Here is a 19,500-nt window from a genome sequence, read left to right on the forward strand (position 1 = left end):
GCATGGCGGTTTCGGGAGGCGTCGCGACGGCCAACGCCGACGATTACCCGAACTACAATTACGACGTCAAGGCGACGGCGAGCAACGCGCGGGTGTCCGAGGTCGGCGCCCACACGGCCAACGTGACATTCGATTGGAAGATCGACCTGCCGGCCGACCAGATCAAGAGCGTCTGCGCCGTTGCGTCAATCACCCGCGTCACGGACATCACGCCGATCGAGAACCGTTACGCACCTTATGAGCCTGAACTTGGTCCGCTCTACGACAATGACTGCACGAGCGGTACCATCGATACTGAGCTGACCCCGGATCTCTACGATCAGATCCTTGGTCTGCACGAGCGGAATCTGGATCTGCCGGCAGATGAAGATGGTAATGAATACTATACGGCTGCGAAATACACTGCGCAGAATTTCTTCGATTACGACAACCATCTGTGGGATGGCAAGTCCAACGGCGGCACGTTCTCCCTGCTGCTCGACGGTCTGACGCCGGACACCGCGTACGGCAACACCGGTAACACTTTTAACGACTTTGGGACCCTTACCCCCTGGTGGTGGCGGCTGGACGACACGTTCGAGACGCTGTGGCGTCAGGGTGTTCGCACCAAGACCCCGTTCGACCTGCGCGAGGCATCCATCGGCCTGCATGTCGAGCTCAAGGACGGCAGCATGATCCCCCTTGCCCTTGCGGCCACGAAGATCCCCGATTTCAAGACGACGTCCGAGCCGGCTGGCACTCCCGAGTCCGCGCTGACCGACGCTACCAAGGACAAGGTGTCGGTCGAGGGCGGCAAGGTCGAGGCCGGCAAGTCTGCCCGCGTGTACATCAACAGCCTCAAGGACGCGTGCAAGGGCGACAAGTCCTGCTTCTGGTACGGCTACGTCTACTCCGAGCCGACCAAGCTCACCGGCCCGGACGGCAGCCCGTTCCTGACCGTCCAGAAGGACGACGCCGGCAAGTACTACGTGGACGTGCTGGTGCCCGACGGGCTGACCGGCGAGCACAGGATCGCGCTGACGGACGAGACCGGTGCGCTGCAGGGTTGGACCACGGTGAAGGCCGAGGCCCCGGCGAGCGTGGCGGTGTACCGCCTGTTCAACCCGTACATGACCAGCGGCACGACGCATCTGTTCACCACCAGCAAGGCGGAGTACGACAAGCTGGTCGCGGCCGGCTGGCAGGGCGAGGACGTCAAGTTCCATGCCGCCGGCAGCGCGGCGAACGGCGCCAAGCCGGTGTACCGCCTGTACAACCGGTATGACGGCTCGCACCACTTCACCGTGGACGCGGCCGAGAAGGATAACCTGGTGAAGATCGGCTGGACCCTGGAGCCGACGACCTGGTGGGCGCCGGCTGACGGCGACGCGAAGGTGTACCGCCTGTACAACCGGTGGAACGGCGAGCACCTGTTCACCACGGACAAGGCGGAGTCGGACAGGCTGGCCGGCCTGGGCTGGACGGTCGAGGAGTCCGGATTCAGCGTGTACACCCAGGCGAAGTGATTCCGCTTAGGCGGGAGTGTTAAGGATCCTTCGGCTACGCTCAGGATGACGTTGCTGCTTCTGTCATCCTGAGCGCAAGCGAAGGATCCTTCGTCATATCGCACTAAGCCACAGTGCAGGAGGTTAAGGATCCTTCGGCTACGCCCTGACGGGCTTCGCTCAGGATGACAGGAGGGGAGACTCCGCACCGCTCAGGATGACGGAATGCGACTCTTGTCATCCTGAGCGGAGCGTAGCGGAGTCGAAGGATCCTTCGTCATTGCACACTAAGTCATGGTGCAGGAGGTGAAGGATCCTTCGGCTGCGCGCTTCGCGCTTCGCTCAGGATGACAGGGGACGGCCTCTGTGGCACTTCGCTCAGGATGACAGGGGGCGCTGTCGGGGCGCCGCTCAGGATGACGGAGGCGAATGTCGGCGGTAAACTGGGGGCATATCAACGCCCAACGGAGAGGGGACATCATGATCGTGCGCAATCGCAGTTGGAAGAAGGCCGCGGCGACGCTGGCCGCGCTCACGCTGTCGATCGGTCTGACGGCGGCCCCCGCGATCGCCGCCACGGCCGTGGATTCCACGCCCACCCCGGCTCCCACGGTCACGATCGCCAATCCGGCCGCGCTCGGACTGAATGTGGGCAAGCTGGACGCCGACCCGGTGATCCGCAACAGCACGATCGGCTACTACGAGTACATCGGCGCCAAGGGTGCGGTCGCGTGGTTCGACGCGGTGCGATCGGACCCCCAGAAGGCCCAGTACCTCAAGCTCGGCGACACCGACTCCGCCACCTCGCTGGACAACGCCCTCAAGGCCGCCCTGTCGATCAAGCGCGGCAACCTCCTGCGCGTCGCCGACAACAACTTCCCCGGCCGCTCGGCGCTGAAGGTCGATCACACGGTCAACGCCATGGCCCAGACCGCGGCCGATTGGATGAACGCGAACGGCAAGATGCAGCACCAGAACGGTGATGCGACCGAAGCGGGCGATTACTATGCTGCAGGCCAGAACATCGCGTGGGGCTACGCCAACCCCTTCCTCGGCTGGTACACCAAGGAAAAGGCTCTGTACGATCTGGGCGTGCGCGACTTCAGCAAGGTCGGCCACTACACCAACCTGACCAGTTCCGACTTCACTCTCACCGGCTTCGGCTGGTCGGGCAGCTACAGCGCGCAGAACTTCGCCGCCCCGGCCGATCCCAGCTCGAACCCGGGCGTTGACGTGGACGCCTACATCGCCTCCCTGACCCGCTACAAGTTCCTCGCCGAGCACTACACCGGCGAGCAGCCCTCCGAGCCCGACGACGGCGACCGCGTGCCCGTGTACCGCCTGTACAACAAGTACACCGGCATGCACCACTACACGGTGGACGCCTCCGAGCGCGACGGTCTGGTCGAGCTCGGCTGGAAGGACGAGGGCACGTCGTTCACGGTCTCCTCCAACGGTTATCCGGTCTATCGCCTCTACAACCCGTACGATCCCAAGGGCCTGCACCACTACACCATGAGCCGCGAGGAGGCGGACAAGATGGTCCGCGACGGTTGGAGGGACGAGGGCATCGGCTGGTACGTGCCCAAGGACGGCAGCCTGCCCGTGTACCGCCTGTATAACCAGTACTCCGGCGAGCATCTGTTCACCACCAACTTCGGTGAGTATGAGAGCGCCGCCGAGGCAGGCTGGATTCAGGAAAGCGTCGCCTGGATCGCCTTCAAGTGACCTTGGGTGATCGCGACGACCCTGACAACGTCCCAACGTAGTGTCGCCCGCGCCACGCACACGGTGTTCGCCGTATGCGTGGCGCTTCTATGCGCGCTGTACGTGGAATGCTTCCTTCAGGCCGTGGCCGCAGCCCGTTCCGGCGCCGATCGCACGGCTGTATGGTTCGTCGATTTCTCGCGACCATCCTCCCTGTGGCGCATTGCGATCATATGGATGGCGTTCGCGGCGGCGCTGTGCCTGCTGACGTCCGATCATGCCCCAATCCGCGCGTTCCGTCGCTCGCTGCATCGATGGCGTTGGCCGATGGGCGGGCTCATGATCGCGATCCTGACCGCGGCGGGCATCAGCGGCTTCTCCGTGGCCGAATGGTCGTCGCTGGCGGGCGGCGAACCGTTCCAAGGCGTGCTGTGGGGTGTGCCGCGCGGCATCCGCAGCGATGAATGGGTGGTGTTCACCCCGTTCGCGTTCTCGCAATCGCACACCGGCTACGATCCGGTCTCCAGCGTGATCCGCGCGTGGCCCACGGATGTGACCATGCTCTACGCGCAGCCCGCATGGGCGCTGGCTACGTTGTTTCGTCTGTTTCTGTGGGGGTTCATGCTGCTCGGATCCGCGCACGGACTGGCGTTCTTCTGGTCGGCCAGACTGATCGTCCTGCTGCTGGTCTCCTACGAATTCGGCCGGCTGATCACACGCGACGATCGATGGCTGGCCGCCGGCTACGCGATGATGGTGGGATTCGCGCCGATCGTGCAATGGTGGTTCGCGGTCAACGGGATCGCGGAGTTGTTCATCTTCGGGCAGGCGCTGGTGGTGTTGTTCGATCGCTACCTTGCTGCCACGGGCGCGGCGTGCGTATCTTCGTCCACAGGCGCACGATGGCGCTGGGTGCTCGCGGCGGGGCTGGCGTACTGCGCGGGCGGGTATGCGCTGATCCTGTACCCGGCGTGGCAGATCCCGATGTGCTACGTGTTCGCGGCCTGCGGTGCGGCTGTACTGATTGGGCGGCTGCGTGGGTTCGATCGGCACGGCCTTCGCGCGCGATTCCGTGTGCGTGATTTTGCGCCCATGATCGTCGCTGCCGTTGCGCTGATTGGGGTGCTGGCGTTCGTGTTCCTGCGCGCGTGGGACACGGTGTCCGCGGTGATGCACACGGCCTATCCGGGTGCGCGCAGCGAAACCGGCGGCGGATTGCTCAACACGTTGTTTAATTACGTTGCCAGCCCGTTCTCCGCGCTGGACGATGCAATCCCGATGCCGAATGCTTCGGAGCAGTCGACGTTTTACGGCCTGTTTCCGCTGGGGATTGTGCTTGGCGTGCTGGGGCTGAGGCGCAGGCGGGACCCGTGGATTATCGCGCTGCTGGCCGTGGATGCGCTGCTGCTGGCGTTCGGACTGGTGGGGTTCCCGTCCTGGCTGGCCAAAATCACGATGTTCTCCTCGCTGACCGTGGACCGCATCAAACTCGCCACCACCTTCATCGACCTGCTCCTGCTGACCCGGCTCGCCTCCCGTCATCCTGAGCGGAGCGCGCAAGCCGACTCCCCCTGTCGTCCGGATGAGCGCAGCCCGCAAGCCGGCTCCCCCCGTCATCCTGAGCGGAGCGCGCAGCGCGTAGTCGAAGGATCCTTAACTGTCCTCCCTATGACTCAATACGAAATGACGAAGGATCCTTCGACTCCGCTCCGCTTCGCTCAGGATGACAAAAAGCGGTCACCCCGTCATCCTGAGCGGAGCCCGAAGGGCGCAGCCGAAGGATCCTTAATCCCCCGCACTATGACCTTGCGCGAAATGACGAAGGGTCCTTCGACTCCGCTCCGCTGCGCTCAGGATGACAGGGGGAGTCGACCCGTCGCCCAGGATGACGGAGGGGACCGCCGCTCCGCCCAGGATGCCGCCAAAGGCTTCATCCTCGCGGCTCTCTTCGCCGGCGCAGCACTGTCCTGCAACATCGCCCTGTCCGGGCAGCGGCGCGACGGCACGCAGCTGGCGCTGATGGCCGGATTCGCACTGTTAACGGCGTTCGCATTCATTGTGGCGATCGTATGGCCCAAACGGCTTGGATCGCGCATGATCGCATTGGCCGCCGTTCTGATGATGCTTTCCGGCCTGTGCGTCAATCCGGTGCAGCAGGGCGCCCGGGCGCTCACGGACAATCCTGCGGCAAATTTGGTCGCGTCGTCGTTGCGATCGGCCGGTGAAAACACTGCGGACGTTCGATTGGTGACGGACAACCCATTCCTCGGTCAGGCGATGATCGCCAACGGCATCCCGACCATCACGTCGGTCAATCCGGTGCCCGCCCTTGAGCGCTGGGCCACCGTGGATCCGGACGGGAAATACCGGGACGTGTACAACCGGTACGCCTACGTGCAGATCGATGTGGAGAATGATGGGCGCGGGGCATGGTTCGAATTGCATGATGGACAGCCCGACTACGTTGTCGCGCATCTTGCGCCCGCCGATCTCAAGGCGATCGGAGCCACGCACGTCCTGACCACCCGCGATTTGGTCCCGCTGTCCGGTGCCGATGTGCAATTCGCTCCGATTGGTTCGTCGGACGGCCTGACACTCTACCGAGTTGAATGAGTCATAGTGCGGGAAGGTTAAGGATGACAGAAGCAGTTCCCCGTCATCCTGAGCGAAGCGCGCAGCGCGAAGTCGAAGGATCCTTAACCTCCTGCACTGTGGCTTAGTGCAATATGACGAAGGATCCTTCGCTTGCGCTCAGGATGACAAGAGTCACTCTCCGTCATCCTGAGGCGAAGCCCGAAGGGCGAAGTCGAAGGATCCTTAACCTTCTGCACCATGACTTTGCGCGAAATGACGAAGGATCCTTCGCTTGCGCTCAGGATGACAAGAGTCACTCTCCGTCATCCTGAGCGAAGCCCGAAGGGCGAAGTCGAAGGATCCTTAACCTTCTGCACCATGACTTTGCGCGAAATGACGAAGGATCCTTCGCTTGCGCTCAGGATGACAAGAGTCACTCTCCGTCATCCTGAGCGAAGCGCGCAGCGCGTAGTCGAAGGATCCTTAACCTTCCTCGCCTAATTCAGCCCCTATTCCCCTTGGGAATACACGCTGAACCCGGACTCCTCGACCGTCCAACCCAGACCGGCCAGCTTGTCCGACTCGCCCTTGTCCGTGGTGAACAGATGCTCGCCGCTCCACTGGTTGTACAGGCGGTACACCTTCGCGTCGCCGTCCGCCGGCGCCCACCATGTCGTCGGCTCCAGGGTCCAGCCGATCTTCACCAGGTTATCCTTCTCGGCCGCGTCCACGGTGAAATGATGCGAGCCATCCCACTGGTTGTACAGACGATACACCGGCTTGGCGCCATCGGCATCGCTCGCGGCCGCGTAGAACTGGATGTCCTCGCCGGTCCAGCCCAGCTCGACCAGACCGTCGTATTCCTCCTTATCCGTGGTGAACAGGTGGTTCGTGCCGCTGGTCATGTACTGGTTATACAGACGATACACCGCCATGCGCTTGGCGGCGGGCGCGGGCTCCTCTACGCTCACCGTGGTCCAGCCCTGCACCTCGCCGGTCTCGTCGGCCAGCGCGATCGTGTGGTCGCCGGTCAGGTCGGCGGGGATCAGCGCGTCCACGTACGCCTTGCCGGCATCGTCCTTCTGCACGGTCAGGAAGGGGGCGCCGTCCGGGCTGGTGAGCTTGGTGGGCTCGGAGTAGATGTAGCCGTACCAGAAGCAGGACTTGCTGCCCGCGCACGACTCCTTGAGATCGTTGATGTAGATGCGGGCCGTCTTGCCGGCGGTCACCGTGCCGGCGCCGTCCACCGTGATGTTGTCGCGCGCGTCCTCGGGCAGATCGGCCTCGGCCTTGCCCGCGGGCTCGGCGTTGGTGGTGAAGTCGGGCACGGGGGCGGAGCCGCGGTCGAACACGATCACCGATCCGTCGGTCAGCTCGGCGCGCAGGCCGGCGTAGATCTCGCCCAGATCCAGCGGGGTCTTCTCCTTGACGCCGTCCTTCCACAGCTGCTCGAGTTTGGCGGAAAGCTGCCATTCGAGGCCCGTGGAGACCGACGACTCGAAGGTGTTCTTGTACGTGGTTTCCGGTGCCAGGCCGATCACGGGCACGCTGATCGTGCCGCTGCTGGACGTGCCGTCCCACGAATCGCGCATCCAGCGGAAGAAGTTCTGGCCCGTGTACTCGGCGGCCAGATACGCCGACCCGTCCTTGTCCACCAGGCTCAGATCGTGCGACTTGGAGCCGTAGATGCTCTGGTACTCGGTCTGCGTCAGCTCGGAATCGCCGGTGCCGCTGGCGCAGTTAGGCCAGTCGGCCAGGCCGGCCGCGCTGTAGTCGCCATCGTAGTTGAGGGGCGTGATGTCCGTGACCGTACGCACGTTCACGATGAAGCACACGCTCTTGATCTGATCGGCCGGCACGTCGATCTTCCAGTTGTACGTCACGTTCGCCGTGTGCGCGCCGATGTCCTTCACCGATACGTCGCTCACGGAGTACGGGATGTCCGACAGCGTGGGCTGCCCGGATCCGTCGGGCGCGCCGTCGCCGTCCGTGGGATCGGCCGCCTGCGCGACGCCGACTCCTCCGATCATCATGCCCACGACCGCCGCGAACGCGACGATCGCCCTGCCGAGACGCTTCATATGTGGCTCCCTTCGTTGGGGTGCTGTGGTTGTACTTCCCATGGTAGCCGGTGGGCGGGGCGTGGGCGCAGCGTCATCCTGAGCGGAGCGCAGCGCGGTGCGCGCCCTCGGTATCCCAAGCGAGCACCGCGGCGACCCCCTCGTCATCCTGAGCGAAGCCCGGTCACTTCCCGTGTCATCCTGAGCGAAGCGCAGCGGAGTCGAAGGATCCTTAACCTTCTGCATTATGACCCCATGCGCAATGACAAAGGATCCTTCGACTGCGCGCTTCGCGCTCCGCTCAGGATGACAAGAGTCACATTCCGTCATCCTGAGCGAAGCCCGTCAGGGCGTAGTCGAAGGATCCTTAACCTTCTGTACTGTGACTGTGTGTGGAATGACGAAGGATCCTTCGCTGCGCTCAGGATGACGGGTAATCACTCTCATCCTGAGCGAAGCCCGATCACTTCCCGTGTCATCCTGAGCGAAGCGCAGCGGAGTCGAAGGATCCTTAACTCGCCCACTACAGTCTCCCCATCGCCCATTCCAGCGTGACGGCGACTTGTCTAATCACCCGAGGACGCGCCAGACGCCCTTCCTGTCGGACCCCTCGCGCCGGACCAGCCCGCGTTCGCGCAGGGACAGGAACGCGCGCCGCGTGGTGGCGTACGACACCCCGAGCAAGGTGGCCGCCCGCGCGTATGTGATCGAAGGATCCGCACGCAACGCGTCCAGCAGGGCCGCCTCGCGTCCCGACAAGCCGGTTACCTGCTCATTTACCTGCTCATTTACCTGCTCATTTACCTGCTCATTTACCTGCTCATTTACCTGCTCACCGTGGCCGGCGTCGATCCAGCGCACGGGAACGAACGCCTCGAACACGTCACCGTCATCGAGCACGGGATCCTTGCCGGAGTAGGGCTTCGAGTACTTGTACAGGTTGCGCATGCCGCTGCCGAGCTCATCGGCCAGACCAATGTTGCGGAAGAACTTCGCGATGAACCCCGACGTTCACCCGCGCGACACCGTAATATCGGATACCCCGGCCCTCGCCGCCCATGACTTCCCCGTCTCCTACCACTTCCGCCATTTTCTGCTACTTTTCTGCCACTTGTGGCAGAAAGTGAGAGAGCGGGTGGAACTTCATGGGATGAGGCAAGTGGGCAAGGCGGAGCGGTCCGATATCCGGCCCTCGTCTCCCGTCGCGTTGCAGGAAAGACCTACGCCGAGCCCTTTGATTTCCCGTCCCTCGAAGAAGGGGCATGCGGAACTCGTTGCTCGAGGGACAGGAGACCAACTGAAAACGCGGTGATGCCCGCGGCGGGCGACGGGCCTCGCATGCAAAGGGCCCGCATGGGAACGGATTCCCACGCGGGCCCCTGCCGGCTTACCTGCGGCGGCTCTTCCAGTCCGTGACGAGGCCGTACAGGACGACCACGGCGAGCAGGAACGTGAACCACGACCTGTCGGCGTGGGAGACGAGCACGGCCAGTGCGACGACCGCGAACGCGGGGCCGGCGCCGGGACTGCCGGACTGCTGCGATGAAGCCATGATGGCTCCTTTTTACTTGTCCCGGCGGCCGGGCCGGCTGGCCCGGCCGGTCGCACATGCGTTTCGGCCCCCGCTGCATCGGGGGCCCGCCGCGCATGCGCGGCAACGGCCATGCCATCGGCATGCCCGCGTCTTTGTCGGCAACGTATACTGAAAGCGCCGGTGAGGGGCCTCTGCAACTTCGGGGCTCTTTTGGGTGGCCACTTGAAGCTTCGGCCCCGTCGGACCCCGATTCGGCAGCCGGGGCGTGCTGCGCGTCCCCGCTTTGTCCCGGAGGGCCGCTGACCGTGCGAGGTCAACGGCCCTTCGCTTGTTCCTCGGGCTGTTGGAATCTTGGGCTATTAAAGCTTTTTTGCGGTGTCCGGGGGCGTTGCCTCCGCTTCCCGGCAAATCCCGGGACTTGGGTTGAGAAACCGGCTGGGTTGGTCTGCTGCTCTAGAGGAAGGGCATCACGGGACTCGCTCTTCCAGGGACAGGAGACACAATCGCGGCAGGATCGGAGACGAATTGCATAGAGGCGTGAAGGACGATTCGACCGCGTGCGCATCCCGCCGCGGCACCAGACATCGCCCGATCATGGCGGGGAGCGGGCAATGAGCCTGCCGCAGCGACGCAAAGCGAAGGGCCGCCGACCTCGCACGGTCGACGGCCCTCCGGAACATCAACGGGGACGCACAGCGAACGCCCCTGGCCGGACCGGGACCCATCGAGGCCGAAGCTTCAAGCGGCCGCCCAAAAAGAGCCCCGAAGTTGCAATGGTCCCCGCGCCGGCCATTCCAGTATACGTCGCCGGAGGGAACAGTGGCCCGCGCAGTAGGATGTTCATTGCCGCACGCGCGCGGCAGGCCCGTTTGCAATGGGGCCGAAACGCGCGGGCGACCGGCCGGGCCATCCGGTCCGGCCGCCGGAACAATCAACAAGGAGCTGAAATGGCTTCGCAACAGCAATCCGGCGCTCCCGGCGCCGGTCCCGCCTTTGCGGTCGTCGCACTGGCCGTGCTCGTCTCCCACGCCGACAGGTCGTGGGTGACGGTCCTGCTCGCCGTGGTCGTCCTGTACGGCCTGGCCATGGACTGGAGGGGCCGCCGCAGGTAAGCCGGAAGGGGCCCGCGTGGGAATCCGTTCCCGCACGGGCCTTTGCATTCATGGGCCGCCGTCCCGTGGCGCATCCCATGCTTTGGTTGTCTCCTGTCCCTAGAAGAACGAGTCTTCTGCCGGCTCGCGTCCCGGGCCCGAGACCATCCAAGCGCACCGGATTCCATGGTCCGGCGAGCTCACCGCAGGTACGCGAAATTCGCGCGCGTGGACTCGAACGCCTCACGCAGGCTTTTGTCCTTGCCCAGCAGCCGGAAGGACTCCGCGGGCTCGGCCGACATGCGCAGGTTGTTCACGGCGTACCATCTGGAGCCCGGCCGGTAGCCCCCGGCGACCCACTGCGCGGGCAGACGGTAGCCCCGGATCCCCCGGAGGGGATCGGCATCAGCGTACAGCACGATCCTTCTGAGCCGGCCGAAATACTGGTTGCGCACTCGCACGGAATTGCAGAACAGCACCCTGCCCGAATTCTCGAGCGACTGACGGGCCAGCGCGTCCAGCAACTGCCGGGCGCTATAGCGCCCGGCAGCCAGCCGCACGCCGGTGAGCTTGAACGCCGCCGTGCGGATGGGCTCGTTCCTGCGCGGATCGTCGTACGCGACCTGGCGGACCGGGTCGGGGTTGACCCATCCCCGGCCGTACGCCGGATCGATGGCGGCCAGCAGCGACATCACCGCGTCGATGACGCCGTCCGCGTCCACGTACAGCAGGTTCTCGTGATGGGCCTCCCTGTTGCGGATCTCGCGCAGCTGCGCCAGCTTGCGCGCGATGCGGATGCGCCCCGACTCGTCCGCCGGCACGTGCGGGAACGCGTCGTGCAGGACGCTGGCCCACAGCCTCTGGGTGCGTTCGGTCTCGCGGGACGTGACGGGCCTGCCGACCAGCCTGCACCACGTGCCGAACATCAGCTGGGCCAGGACGTCCTCGTGCCCGTATCCCCGATCGGTCCGGGGGCTCTGACGCGCGGCGACCCTGTCCAGCGAGGCCTCGCGGGCGTGCTGGTGGGCCCTGAACACGTCCTGGCGGACCAGCGGGCTGATCGCGGAGGGGATGCGCATCGAGTCCGGTATCGCCCGCTCGCCGTTGTAATGGTAGGAATCCACGCCCGTCCAGTGGGCGGTGCCCATCTGCGCCGCGCCGAGGGCGGACAGCGCGCGGTCCATGGCGTTGCGCAGCGCGATCTCCGCGTAGCCGAGGATGACGTGCAGCGCCCCGGCGTACCGCTCGTTCCACGCGTGGAGGGCCAGGGCCCCGTCCAGGTCCGGCAACTCGCGCAGGTACCGCTCCAGCCTCGCGCGTCCGAGGAAGCGCTCGGCCAGCAGCTCGCGCCGCGCCTGTTCGCCGTTGGTCGATTTCGTGTCCACGATAGACAATGATATGCTGTATCGCGTTCGATGGGCATGACCCATCGGTTGCTTTCACCGGCCCGCCCCGCTACCGAGGCGGGCCGAGTGCTTTCACGCGGTTCCCCCCTTTTTTTGTTTTCCTCTTTCGTCCGCCGTGTCCGTACCGGCGCGGTTGCCTGATTTCCTGTCCCTAGAAGAAAGGTTCCTGACATGACAGGAAACAACAAGTTCTGGCGCGCGTCGCTGGCCGGTCTCGCATCGGTCGCCATGCTCGCCACCATGGGCGTCACGGCGGCCAACGCCGCTGACGCAGCCAAGGCCGCGGAATATGATGTGACGATTGTCAAGGCCGACGGCACCAAGGTTTCGAATCCGAAGGGCAAGTCTTTTGCCGGCGAGACCCTCGCCGACTATTTCGGCGGCTACACGACCGGCGAAGCCCCGTCGAGCGTTGCCGGAACCGCTGAGAAGTTCGTGGGCTGGACCGTCGACGGCCAGTATGTCGATTTCAACGCCACGATCTCCGGTGATCTGACGCTGACCGCTCGCGTGGTCAAGAACAGCGAAGCCGTCCGCGTGCAGTACACGGAGGATACCGGCAAGAACGCCAACCTGCAGTTCCCCGACGGCACCACGACCGGCGACGCGACCTACGGCACCTACTGGTACGTTGAGCAGGGCCAGGCCCTGAACGCGCAGCGCGTCCCGCAGGACGTGGCCGGCGACGGCAAGCTGGTGACCTCCTGGAACGCCGACGGCGAGACCGTCGACGACCTGACCAAGGTCGTCAACGTGACCGATCCGGACGGCTTCTCCATCAAGCCCGCCACCATTGACGCCAAGGCCAAGTCCCTGATCGTCGCGTTCACCGGCTACGGCTACCCGGCCGGCGGCCTGTCCGACGGATACACGATCAGCGGCCTCGATGTCGCCTATGCCAAGGACACCGTCGCGGACAGCCTCACGGTCCCGGCGTTCGTCGTGACCAGCGGCGACAAGACCGTGCGCACTTGGGTCGATAAGGCCAACCCGGATAACGGCACCACCTATGCCGCCGGCGACGCCGTCGACCTGTCGAAGGGCACCGTCACGCTCATCGCCCGCGACACCACCACGAAGCACGTGGTCGCCTTCGATTCCAACGGCGGCACCGCGGTCTCGTCCCAGACCGTCAACGACGGCGACGCCGCGACCCTTCCCGAGACCCCGACCCGCGAGGGCTACGTGTTCAAGGGCTGGCAGTACAACGGCAAGGTCTACTCCACGCAGGTCGATCTGAACAGCCTGCCGATCAGGGGCGACGTGACCTTCAAGGCCCAGTGGGCCAAGACCACGGCCGTGCAGGTCACCTTCACCGACGCGGACTACGTCGGCAAGAACGCCGACGTGAAGGTCACCGTCAACGCGGGCGATGTGTTCACCGAGGACCAGGCGCCGACCTGGACCCGCGAGGGCTACAAGTTCGCCGGCTGGACCAAGGATGGCGTCAAGTACGTGTTCGGCTCCCTGATCGGGGACTCCCAGAAGAACTTCACCCTGACCGCCACGTGGGAGGCCGTCAAGTCCGCCGATGTTGAGACCGCGCTGAAGTATGTGCCGGCCGTGGCGTTCAAGGACGCCACCGGCAAGCAGGTCACGAGCGACCAGGACGTGAAGAACGTGAAGGGCGACTTCACCGACTCCTCCTGGAACGCGTACGAGGCCGAGTACGCCAAGGTCTATCAGGCCTACGTCAAGGCCCAGTACGCCTCCGAGAAGAACACCCTGTCCGACAAGGACGCCGCCGACCTGGTCAACCAGCTCGACGCCGCGCTCAAGGGCCTCGTGTTCGTCAGCGCCGCCGGCACCAACAACGACGGCACGACCAGCCGCTACCAGCGCCTGTACAACCAGTGGGCCGACGACCACATCTACACCGACGGCGTGACCGATGACGTGGCCAAGCTCCAGGAGCTCGGCTGGAAGCTCGAGCCGTCCGCCGGCTTCGTGGCCCTCGACCCGGCCAAGGCCGCCTGGTACGCCGACGAGGACAACGCCGGCCCGGTCGACACGATCGTGACCCGCGTGTACCGCTTCTTCAACCAGTACAACTCCCGCCACCTGTACACCGCCGATAGCGACGAGCGCGTGACCGTGCTCGAGGCCGGGTGGACCGAGGAGCCCAGCGCCGACATCTACGTGCCGGCCAACGGCTCCAAGAGCGTGTACCGCGTGTACAACCCGTACACGGGCGAGCACCTGTACACCCTGGACGCGAACGAGGCCAACGGCCTGGTGCCGCTGGGCTGGATCGACGAGGGCGTGGCCTTCAAGGCCCTGTGATCCTTGGTGATCCCGACGGCCTTGGCCTGAGGGACTCCTGAAACACGAAAGGAGGGGGCGCGCATTCCCGCATGGGAGTGCGCGCCCCCTCCTTTTTCGCGTGTTGCTTGGGGCTTATTGCGTGAATTGTAGCCATGATTGGATGGTCCAATACAGGCTGGGGTTGGTGCCCTCGAGGTCGTGGTAGCGGCCCGGCGCCAGCAGGTTCCAGTACGACACCACGACCCCCGCCAGGACCAGCAGGACCAGGAGCGCGAGCACGAGGCGCGGGGGGACGGCAAGGCCCGTCCCGCCGGCCGGCGATTGCCCGACCGGCCCGTCCGGGCGGGCGGTCGTGCCCCCCCCGCGACGCTGCCCGCTCCGGCTTCGCAAGCCCCGTCCCGTTCCCGTCCGCGCCGGGTGCGAGCGTGCAGGCCGTCAGGATCGCGGCCAGGAGGAGCGTCCACGCGAAGTCCGCGGTGTAGCGCATCGAGATCCCGCCCACGATCGAGTCCACCGCCAGGTTCGCCAACCCCAAACCCAACAGGCACAGAACCAGGGACAGGCGGCCCGTCGCATGCAGTCGGGCCCGCACGCGCCGGCTGGCCGGCAGGACGGCGAGCAGGCTGACGGGTGCGAGGGCGAACAGTCCCGCGTAGTAGGGTTCGAACGGCATCAGGCCCACGAACCCGTCCGGCTTGTCCAGCACGAGCGTGAACGGGTAGTCCGCGGCTATCTGGAACGGCTGGAGCAGGTAGTACCACAGGCCCCATATGACGCGCACCGGGGAGTGGTCGGCGCGGGTCATGTCGAACCCGGTCAGCTGGTACAGGGCCCCGAAATCGAAGGGGGAGCCGAACCGCGTCCGATTCCACCACATCGACGCGAGCCCGCACGCGGCAAGCGGCGCGAGCAGGCACAGCACGTCGCCCACCATCCGCCTGACCACCATCCGCCGGGGGCGCGCGTCCCGGGGGCGCGTCCCCGGCCCGGGCGCGAGGATCCGCGGGCCGAGGACGGGCGGGGCCAGCAGCACGGCGAGCACGAACTGGGGGCGGCACAGCAGGTTCAGGCCCACGCACAGGGCGCCCCCGGCCAGCAGCACCCGCGACGGGCGCGACCGGGACGGGCCCGCGGGAGCGCGCGCCGGGAGGCCCTCCCCGACCCCGCCCGCGGCGGCCTTGAGCCACATGCCCAGGCCCAGCATGGTCAGGAGCATGGAGGCGAGCACGGGCACGGAGTACACCTTCGGCACGAAGACCTGGGTGATGGCCCCGCTTCCCGACACCAGCGCGAGCAGGGACAGGAGGTACAGGCCGAACGACGCGCGGGGCGCATACAGGCGCAGGAGCCAATACAGGCAGTACACGCATGAGGCGAGGAAGCCGAGCGCGAGGAGCGCGACCGCGACATCCGTGCGCAGGCCCCGTCCCGTGAGCAGTCTGTACGGCGCGTACAGGACGAGGGCGGGCAGGGGCCCGAAGTACGAGTAGTACCGGCCGTCCCAATACGCGTAATCCCACAGGGCGGGCTCCCCGCCCGCCAGGACCGCGCGGACGCGCTCGCCGGGATCGTACGGGTTGGCCACCTGGGCGAGCCAGTCGGGCGCGGGGATGTCCAGCCACGCGCGGCCCGCGATCAGGGCGTCGGCCAGGTGCGCGTACTGGTTCTCGTCGTTGAGGAACGCGCCCCCGTCCCCGGTCGCGTACGTCCCCTCGTACATGCGCGCCGGGCGGATCAATTGCGACACCAGGACCAAAGCCAGGCCCTGGACGATAAGGAACCCGGCGAGGCCGATCCTCTGGCGCGGCTCGCCCAGGTCGAGCCGCCACGAGTACATGCGCCGGGAGGGCAGGAACAGCCACACCAGATACGCGGCGGCCAGCAGGCACGACAGCCTCAGGGGCGAGGCATGGAACGGGACCCGGGCGTTCAGGCGCGCGCCCCGCGCATCCAGCACCTGGCCGGCTTGGGCGTCCCGGAGCGTCAGGCGGATAAGGGAGACCCGTCCCGCCGCGTGCAAACGGACATAGTGCGACGCGCCGAGGCGTTCGGAGATGACGGCCTCGCCCATGTCGACCGGGTAGACCGCGTGCCCCCCGTCGAGCACGCTGACCGTGAACCGGAACGATTGCCCCACCGACAGGGGGGACGACGGGGCGTCCACGGGCGCCAGGTCCAGGGCGGTATTACGCGCGTCCGCGGGCGTGGCGGGCGCCAGGTCGAGCCACGCCTCCTCGGGGTCGGTGACCGTGTACCGGGTGCCGGACACCGTCAGGCCCGGGCCCGGCGAGACCGCGACGGCCTGCTCGCCGGGGAAGGCGAGCGAGGCCCAGTGGGGCAGGTTGAACACCAGCAGCTCCAACACGAGCGCGACCAGCAGGGGCGTGAGGGCGGACGGCACGCGGAAACCACGCCATCCGCGGGATCCGGGCGCGGGGTCCGGCGAGCCATGGGATCCCCCGGGCGCCCCTCCGGCGCGACGGGCGCGAACGCCCCCGGGCGCGGTCGCGTTGCCCGGATTCGCGTGCTTGGCCGGTCCCGTGCCAACGCCGCGTGCACCCATCACAACCCCCCAACCGAAAACAACACGAACAAACAAACGATGACAACGCCGGCCCCGCGACCATGCGGGAGCCAGGCGGGCCGAAGCACCAGAACCACGCCACGCGAACGGGCGCGCGTCCGAAGGAACGCGAACGAAACAGGCAAACGAAAGCGGGCAAGAAGAAGGGGCCGGCGGCAACGCCGCCGGCCCCCAAGGGGAAACCCAAGCCTCAGACCCTCACCGGGCCATCAGGCCGGGAACTCACTTGGCGTACGCCTTGAACGCCTCGTTCTCACCCGTCCAGCCGATCTTCACCAGCGAGTCGTACTCGGCCTTGTCGGTCGTGTAGAAGTGCTCGCTGTTGTACTGGTTGAACAGACGGTACACGGTCGCGTCGCCGTCAGCCGGCGCGTAGAACGCCACGAACTCGTACGTCCAGCCCAGCTTGACCAGGTCGTCGCGCTCCTGAACGCTCGTGGTGTAGTGGTGCGAGCCGTCCCACTTGTTGTACAGGCGGTACACCGGGGTGGCCTTCTCGTCGGTCGTGGCCTTGAAGACCTCGCCCTCGCCCTGCCAGCCCTTGGCCGTCAGCTCGTTGTACTCGTCCAGGCTCGTGGTGAACAGGTGGGTCGTGCCGACCTTCTCGTACGGGTTGAACAGACGGTACACGGACACCTTCTGCGCACCCGGAACAGACGGCACATTCGCCTTCACCAGCTTCGCCTGGGCAGCCTCAAGCTTCGGGGCCAGCGCGTCGGCGGCGTCGAACTTGGACTGGCCGGAAGCGTGCTGGTAGGCGGAGTACTCGTCCTGCAGGGTGTACAGCGTGTCTACGTACGCCTTCCAGGAATCCTGGGTGAAGCCGTACTTGTCGGCCAGAGCGTAGTCGGCGCTCTTGTTCTGGAAGGACGGGATCGTCACGCCCAGCTCGTCAAGCTCGCCGATCAGCGGGTACGCGGTCAGGGCCGCGGCGACCTGCTGGGTGCCAGAATACTTCCACACGGCAACCAAGACATGGTTAGGGTTGTAAGACTCCGGGATACCAGCACCGTCGAAGAGGTTGACGCGAGCACCATCGACCCTGTCGAGGGCCCAGTACTGGAACTCGTAGCCGTCGCGGGTCGGGGTCTCGACCACGTCCTGCCACTTCTGAGTGGAGCTCTTGGTGGCGTAGGCGTAGTTGGTGCCGTTCTTGAAGAAACCGCCGTTGGCGTTCAGACGAATCGCGAAGGAGGCGTCCCACTTGGCGTACACGGCGATGGCGGAGGTCACGGTCGTGACCGGGGCATCGTCCTTGACGGCGTTCCAGCTGACGACCTTGCGGGTGGTGAAGTCACCCACGGCCGGGTCCTTCTGGGCTGCGGTCTGGTAGTAGTCCTCAAGACCGGTCGGAGGAACAATAGCGGAATCCTTGACCTGGTAGTTGATGGCCTTGCCGGTCTTGGCAGCGACCTTACCATTGGCGCCGTTTGCGGAATCGTTGGCCTCCATAGCGTTAGGCAGGGACCAGTTGGCGTCGAAGTAGCCGTAGTAGAAGACAACAGGAACGATGTTGTCGCTCTGATCCCAGCCAGCCTTCACGGTCACGGTTCGGGTCGCGGCGTCGGCGCCGGGGATCTCGGAGATCTTGGTGCCGGCCTCGACCTTCTTGCCATCGGCGTACCAGCCAGTGAACTCAGCGCCTTCGGTAGCCGGATCCGCCGGCAGGGAAAGCGCGTCGTCAGCCTTCACGAGCTTTTCCACTTCATAGCCGTTAGTAGGCTCGGTTTCCTTCAGACCGTCGTTGGTGGGGTTGACCCACTTGCCCTTGACATTCTCGCCGAAATCGTAGGTGATGTGCCACGGGTTGGCGTTAGCAGTGTTTACTCCGAGAAGCTTCAGATCGGGATCGTTGTAGTCGAAGTCGACGTTCGGGACGTTGGCGGTGAAGTCGTACTTCTTCCCGTCAGTGGTCTGCCACTCATCCTGCTTCAGGGACGGGTCGGCGCGGAACTCCGGGAACGGACGATTCGCCAGCGTGTAGACCTTCACGGAGTGGGAGCCGGCCTGGTCAAGCTCAACGACGGACACATTCTGCTCATTATCAGCGCCGACGCTAGAGTACTTCTCATACAACGGATAGAGCGTGATGTTCTTCTCGATGGGCTGACCGGTGTAAAGGTCCTGCTTGGTCTGGCTGTCCGTGTAGGTCCAACCCACGAACACATAGTCGTTCTGCTGGCTTGCGTCAATGCCGCGAGGCGTCGCATAGGCAGCCCACTGGGCGGGAGTCAGAGCGCTGGCGGCGGGGGGCGTCGGCAATGTATTCGGTTACGCCGTCACCGGTCTTGACCTTGACGGTCTTGGTGGTGCCGTCAGGGTAGTTAAACGTCACCACGGAAGCGTTCGCATACTGGGCGAACAGCTTGGTGTCGCCCTTGACCGCGATGCCGTCGGAGGAGGCGACATTCTTGCCGGCCAGATCATAGGAGTAGCCGGTCAGAATCTTATCGGCGTCGCTCTTGTACGGGTCGTTCAGTTGACCCGGGATGAACGTCTGGCCATACACATATTCCGGATTAGTAGGGTATCCAGAATACGGCGTATACGGCGTATCGGCGCGGTACACGGCGACGGTGAACTTGCCGCCGCCGAGAATCGTGCCGGTCACGTCCACTCCCGGATTGTTAACCGCGGCGTTGGCGGTGTTTGCCGCCACGCCCATGGTGGCGAGCATGGCGACCGATGCGAGACCGGCCAGCGACGCGCGCCAGAACTTGTTGTTTCCTGTCATGTCAGGAACCTTTCTTCTAGGGCTATAGGTTCATGGGCTACCGCGCGCCGGGAACGCCAGT

12 protein-coding genes are annotated in these 19,500 nt (G+C 65.3%); 5 read left to right on the top strand and 7 right to left on the bottom strand.

The features are described from left to right. The 3 genes from EMO90_RS12175 to EMO90_RS08595 all read left to right on the top strand — a co-directional run. Nucleotides 1–1,505 (top strand): hypothetical protein (locus tag EMO90_RS12175; protein WP_190973680.1); only part of this gene is annotated, 1,505 nt, incomplete at its 5' end. 459 nt (nt 1,506–1,964) lie between these two features. Beyond that, nucleotides 1,965–3,212 carry a CAP domain-containing protein gene (locus tag EMO90_RS08590; RefSeq protein WP_150355143.1) on the top strand — a complete coding sequence of 416 codons (1,248 nt, stop codon included), beginning with the start codon at nt 1,965–1,967 and terminating at the stop codon, nt 3,210–3,212. 6 nt (nt 3,213–3,218) lie between these two features. After that, nucleotides 3,219–5,804, top strand: a complete 2,586-nt coding sequence (locus tag EMO90_RS08595) for a DUF7657 domain-containing protein (protein ID WP_150355144.1) — start codon at nt 3,219–3,221, stop codon at nt 5,802–5,804. A 470-nt stretch (nt 5,805–6,274) separates the two neighbouring features. On the opposite strand, the gene EMO90_RS08600 is transcribed toward EMO90_RS08595, so the two are convergent. From EMO90_RS08600 to EMO90_RS12180, 3 genes are all read right to left on the bottom strand, one after another. Further along, nucleotides 6,275–7,846 carry a hypothetical protein gene (locus EMO90_RS08600; RefSeq protein ID WP_150354949.1) on the bottom strand — a complete coding sequence of 524 codons (1,572 nt, stop codon included), beginning with the start codon at nt 7,844–7,846 and terminating at the stop codon, nt 6,275–6,277. Nucleotides 7,847–8,395: 549 nt separating this feature from the next. After that, nucleotides 8,396–8,773, bottom strand: a complete 378-nt coding sequence (locus EMO90_RS08605) for a MarR family transcriptional regulator (protein ID WP_150354950.1) — start codon at nt 8,771–8,773, stop codon at nt 8,396–8,398. Nucleotides 8,774–9,212: 439 nt separating this feature from the next. After that, nucleotides 9,213–9,377, bottom strand: coding sequence for a hypothetical protein (locus EMO90_RS12180; RefSeq protein WP_190972106.1), 165 nt, complete (start codon nt 9,375–9,377; stop codon nt 9,213–9,215). A 929-nt stretch (nt 9,378–10,306) separates the two neighbouring features. Here EMO90_RS12180 and EMO90_RS12185 point away from each other — a divergent pair. Next, the gene (locus tag EMO90_RS12185; RefSeq protein ID WP_190972107.1) at nt 10,307–10,471 is read left to right on the top strand and encodes a hypothetical protein; all 165 of its coding nucleotides are present in this window, start codon (nt 10,307–10,309) and stop codon (nt 10,469–10,471) included. A 179-nt stretch (nt 10,472–10,650) separates the two neighbouring features. Here the strand turns inward: EMO90_RS12185 and EMO90_RS08610 are convergent, their stop codons facing one another. Continuing rightward, on the bottom strand, nt 10,651–11,835 hold the full coding sequence (locus EMO90_RS08610; protein ID WP_150354951.1) for a hypothetical protein: 1,185 nt from the start codon (nt 11,833–11,835) through the stop codon (nt 10,651–10,653). Nucleotides 11,836–12,027: 192 nt separating this feature from the next. On the opposite strand from EMO90_RS08610, the gene EMO90_RS08615 reads away from it, so the two are divergent. Continuing rightward, the gene (locus EMO90_RS08615; RefSeq protein WP_150354952.1) at nt 12,028–14,139 is read left to right on the top strand and encodes an InlB B-repeat-containing protein; all 2,112 of its coding nucleotides are present in this window, start codon (nt 12,028–12,030) and stop codon (nt 14,137–14,139) included. Here the strand turns inward: EMO90_RS08615 and EMO90_RS08620 are convergent. The 3 genes from EMO90_RS08620 to EMO90_RS08630 all read right to left on the bottom strand — a co-directional run bounded on the left by EMO90_RS08620 (nt 14,126) and on the right by EMO90_RS08630 (nt 19,439). Beyond that, complete coding sequence (locus tag EMO90_RS08620; protein WP_150354953.1) at nt 14,126–16,522, bottom strand: hypothetical protein; 2,397 nt, start codon at nt 16,520–16,522, stop codon at nt 14,126–14,128. The genes EMO90_RS08615 and EMO90_RS08620 overlap by 14 nt on opposite strands. A 405-nt stretch (nt 16,523–16,927) precedes the next feature. After that, the gene (locus EMO90_RS08625; protein ID WP_150354954.1) at nt 16,928–18,967 is read right to left on the bottom strand and encodes an InlB B-repeat-containing protein; all 2,040 of its coding nucleotides are present in this window, start codon (nt 18,965–18,967) and stop codon (nt 16,928–16,930) included. Then, nucleotides 18,894–19,439, bottom strand: coding sequence for a hypothetical protein (locus EMO90_RS08630; RefSeq protein WP_150354955.1), 546 nt, complete (start codon nt 19,437–19,439; stop codon nt 18,894–18,896). The genes EMO90_RS08625 and EMO90_RS08630 overlap by 74 nt, the downstream gene beginning before the upstream one ends. Nucleotides 19,440–19,500: the final 61 nt, after the last annotated feature.

The organism is Bifidobacterium vespertilionis (genome assembly GCF_008698145.1).
Lineage (GTDB): Bacteria > Actinomycetota > Actinomycetes > Actinomycetales > Bifidobacteriaceae > Bifidobacterium > Bifidobacterium vespertilionis.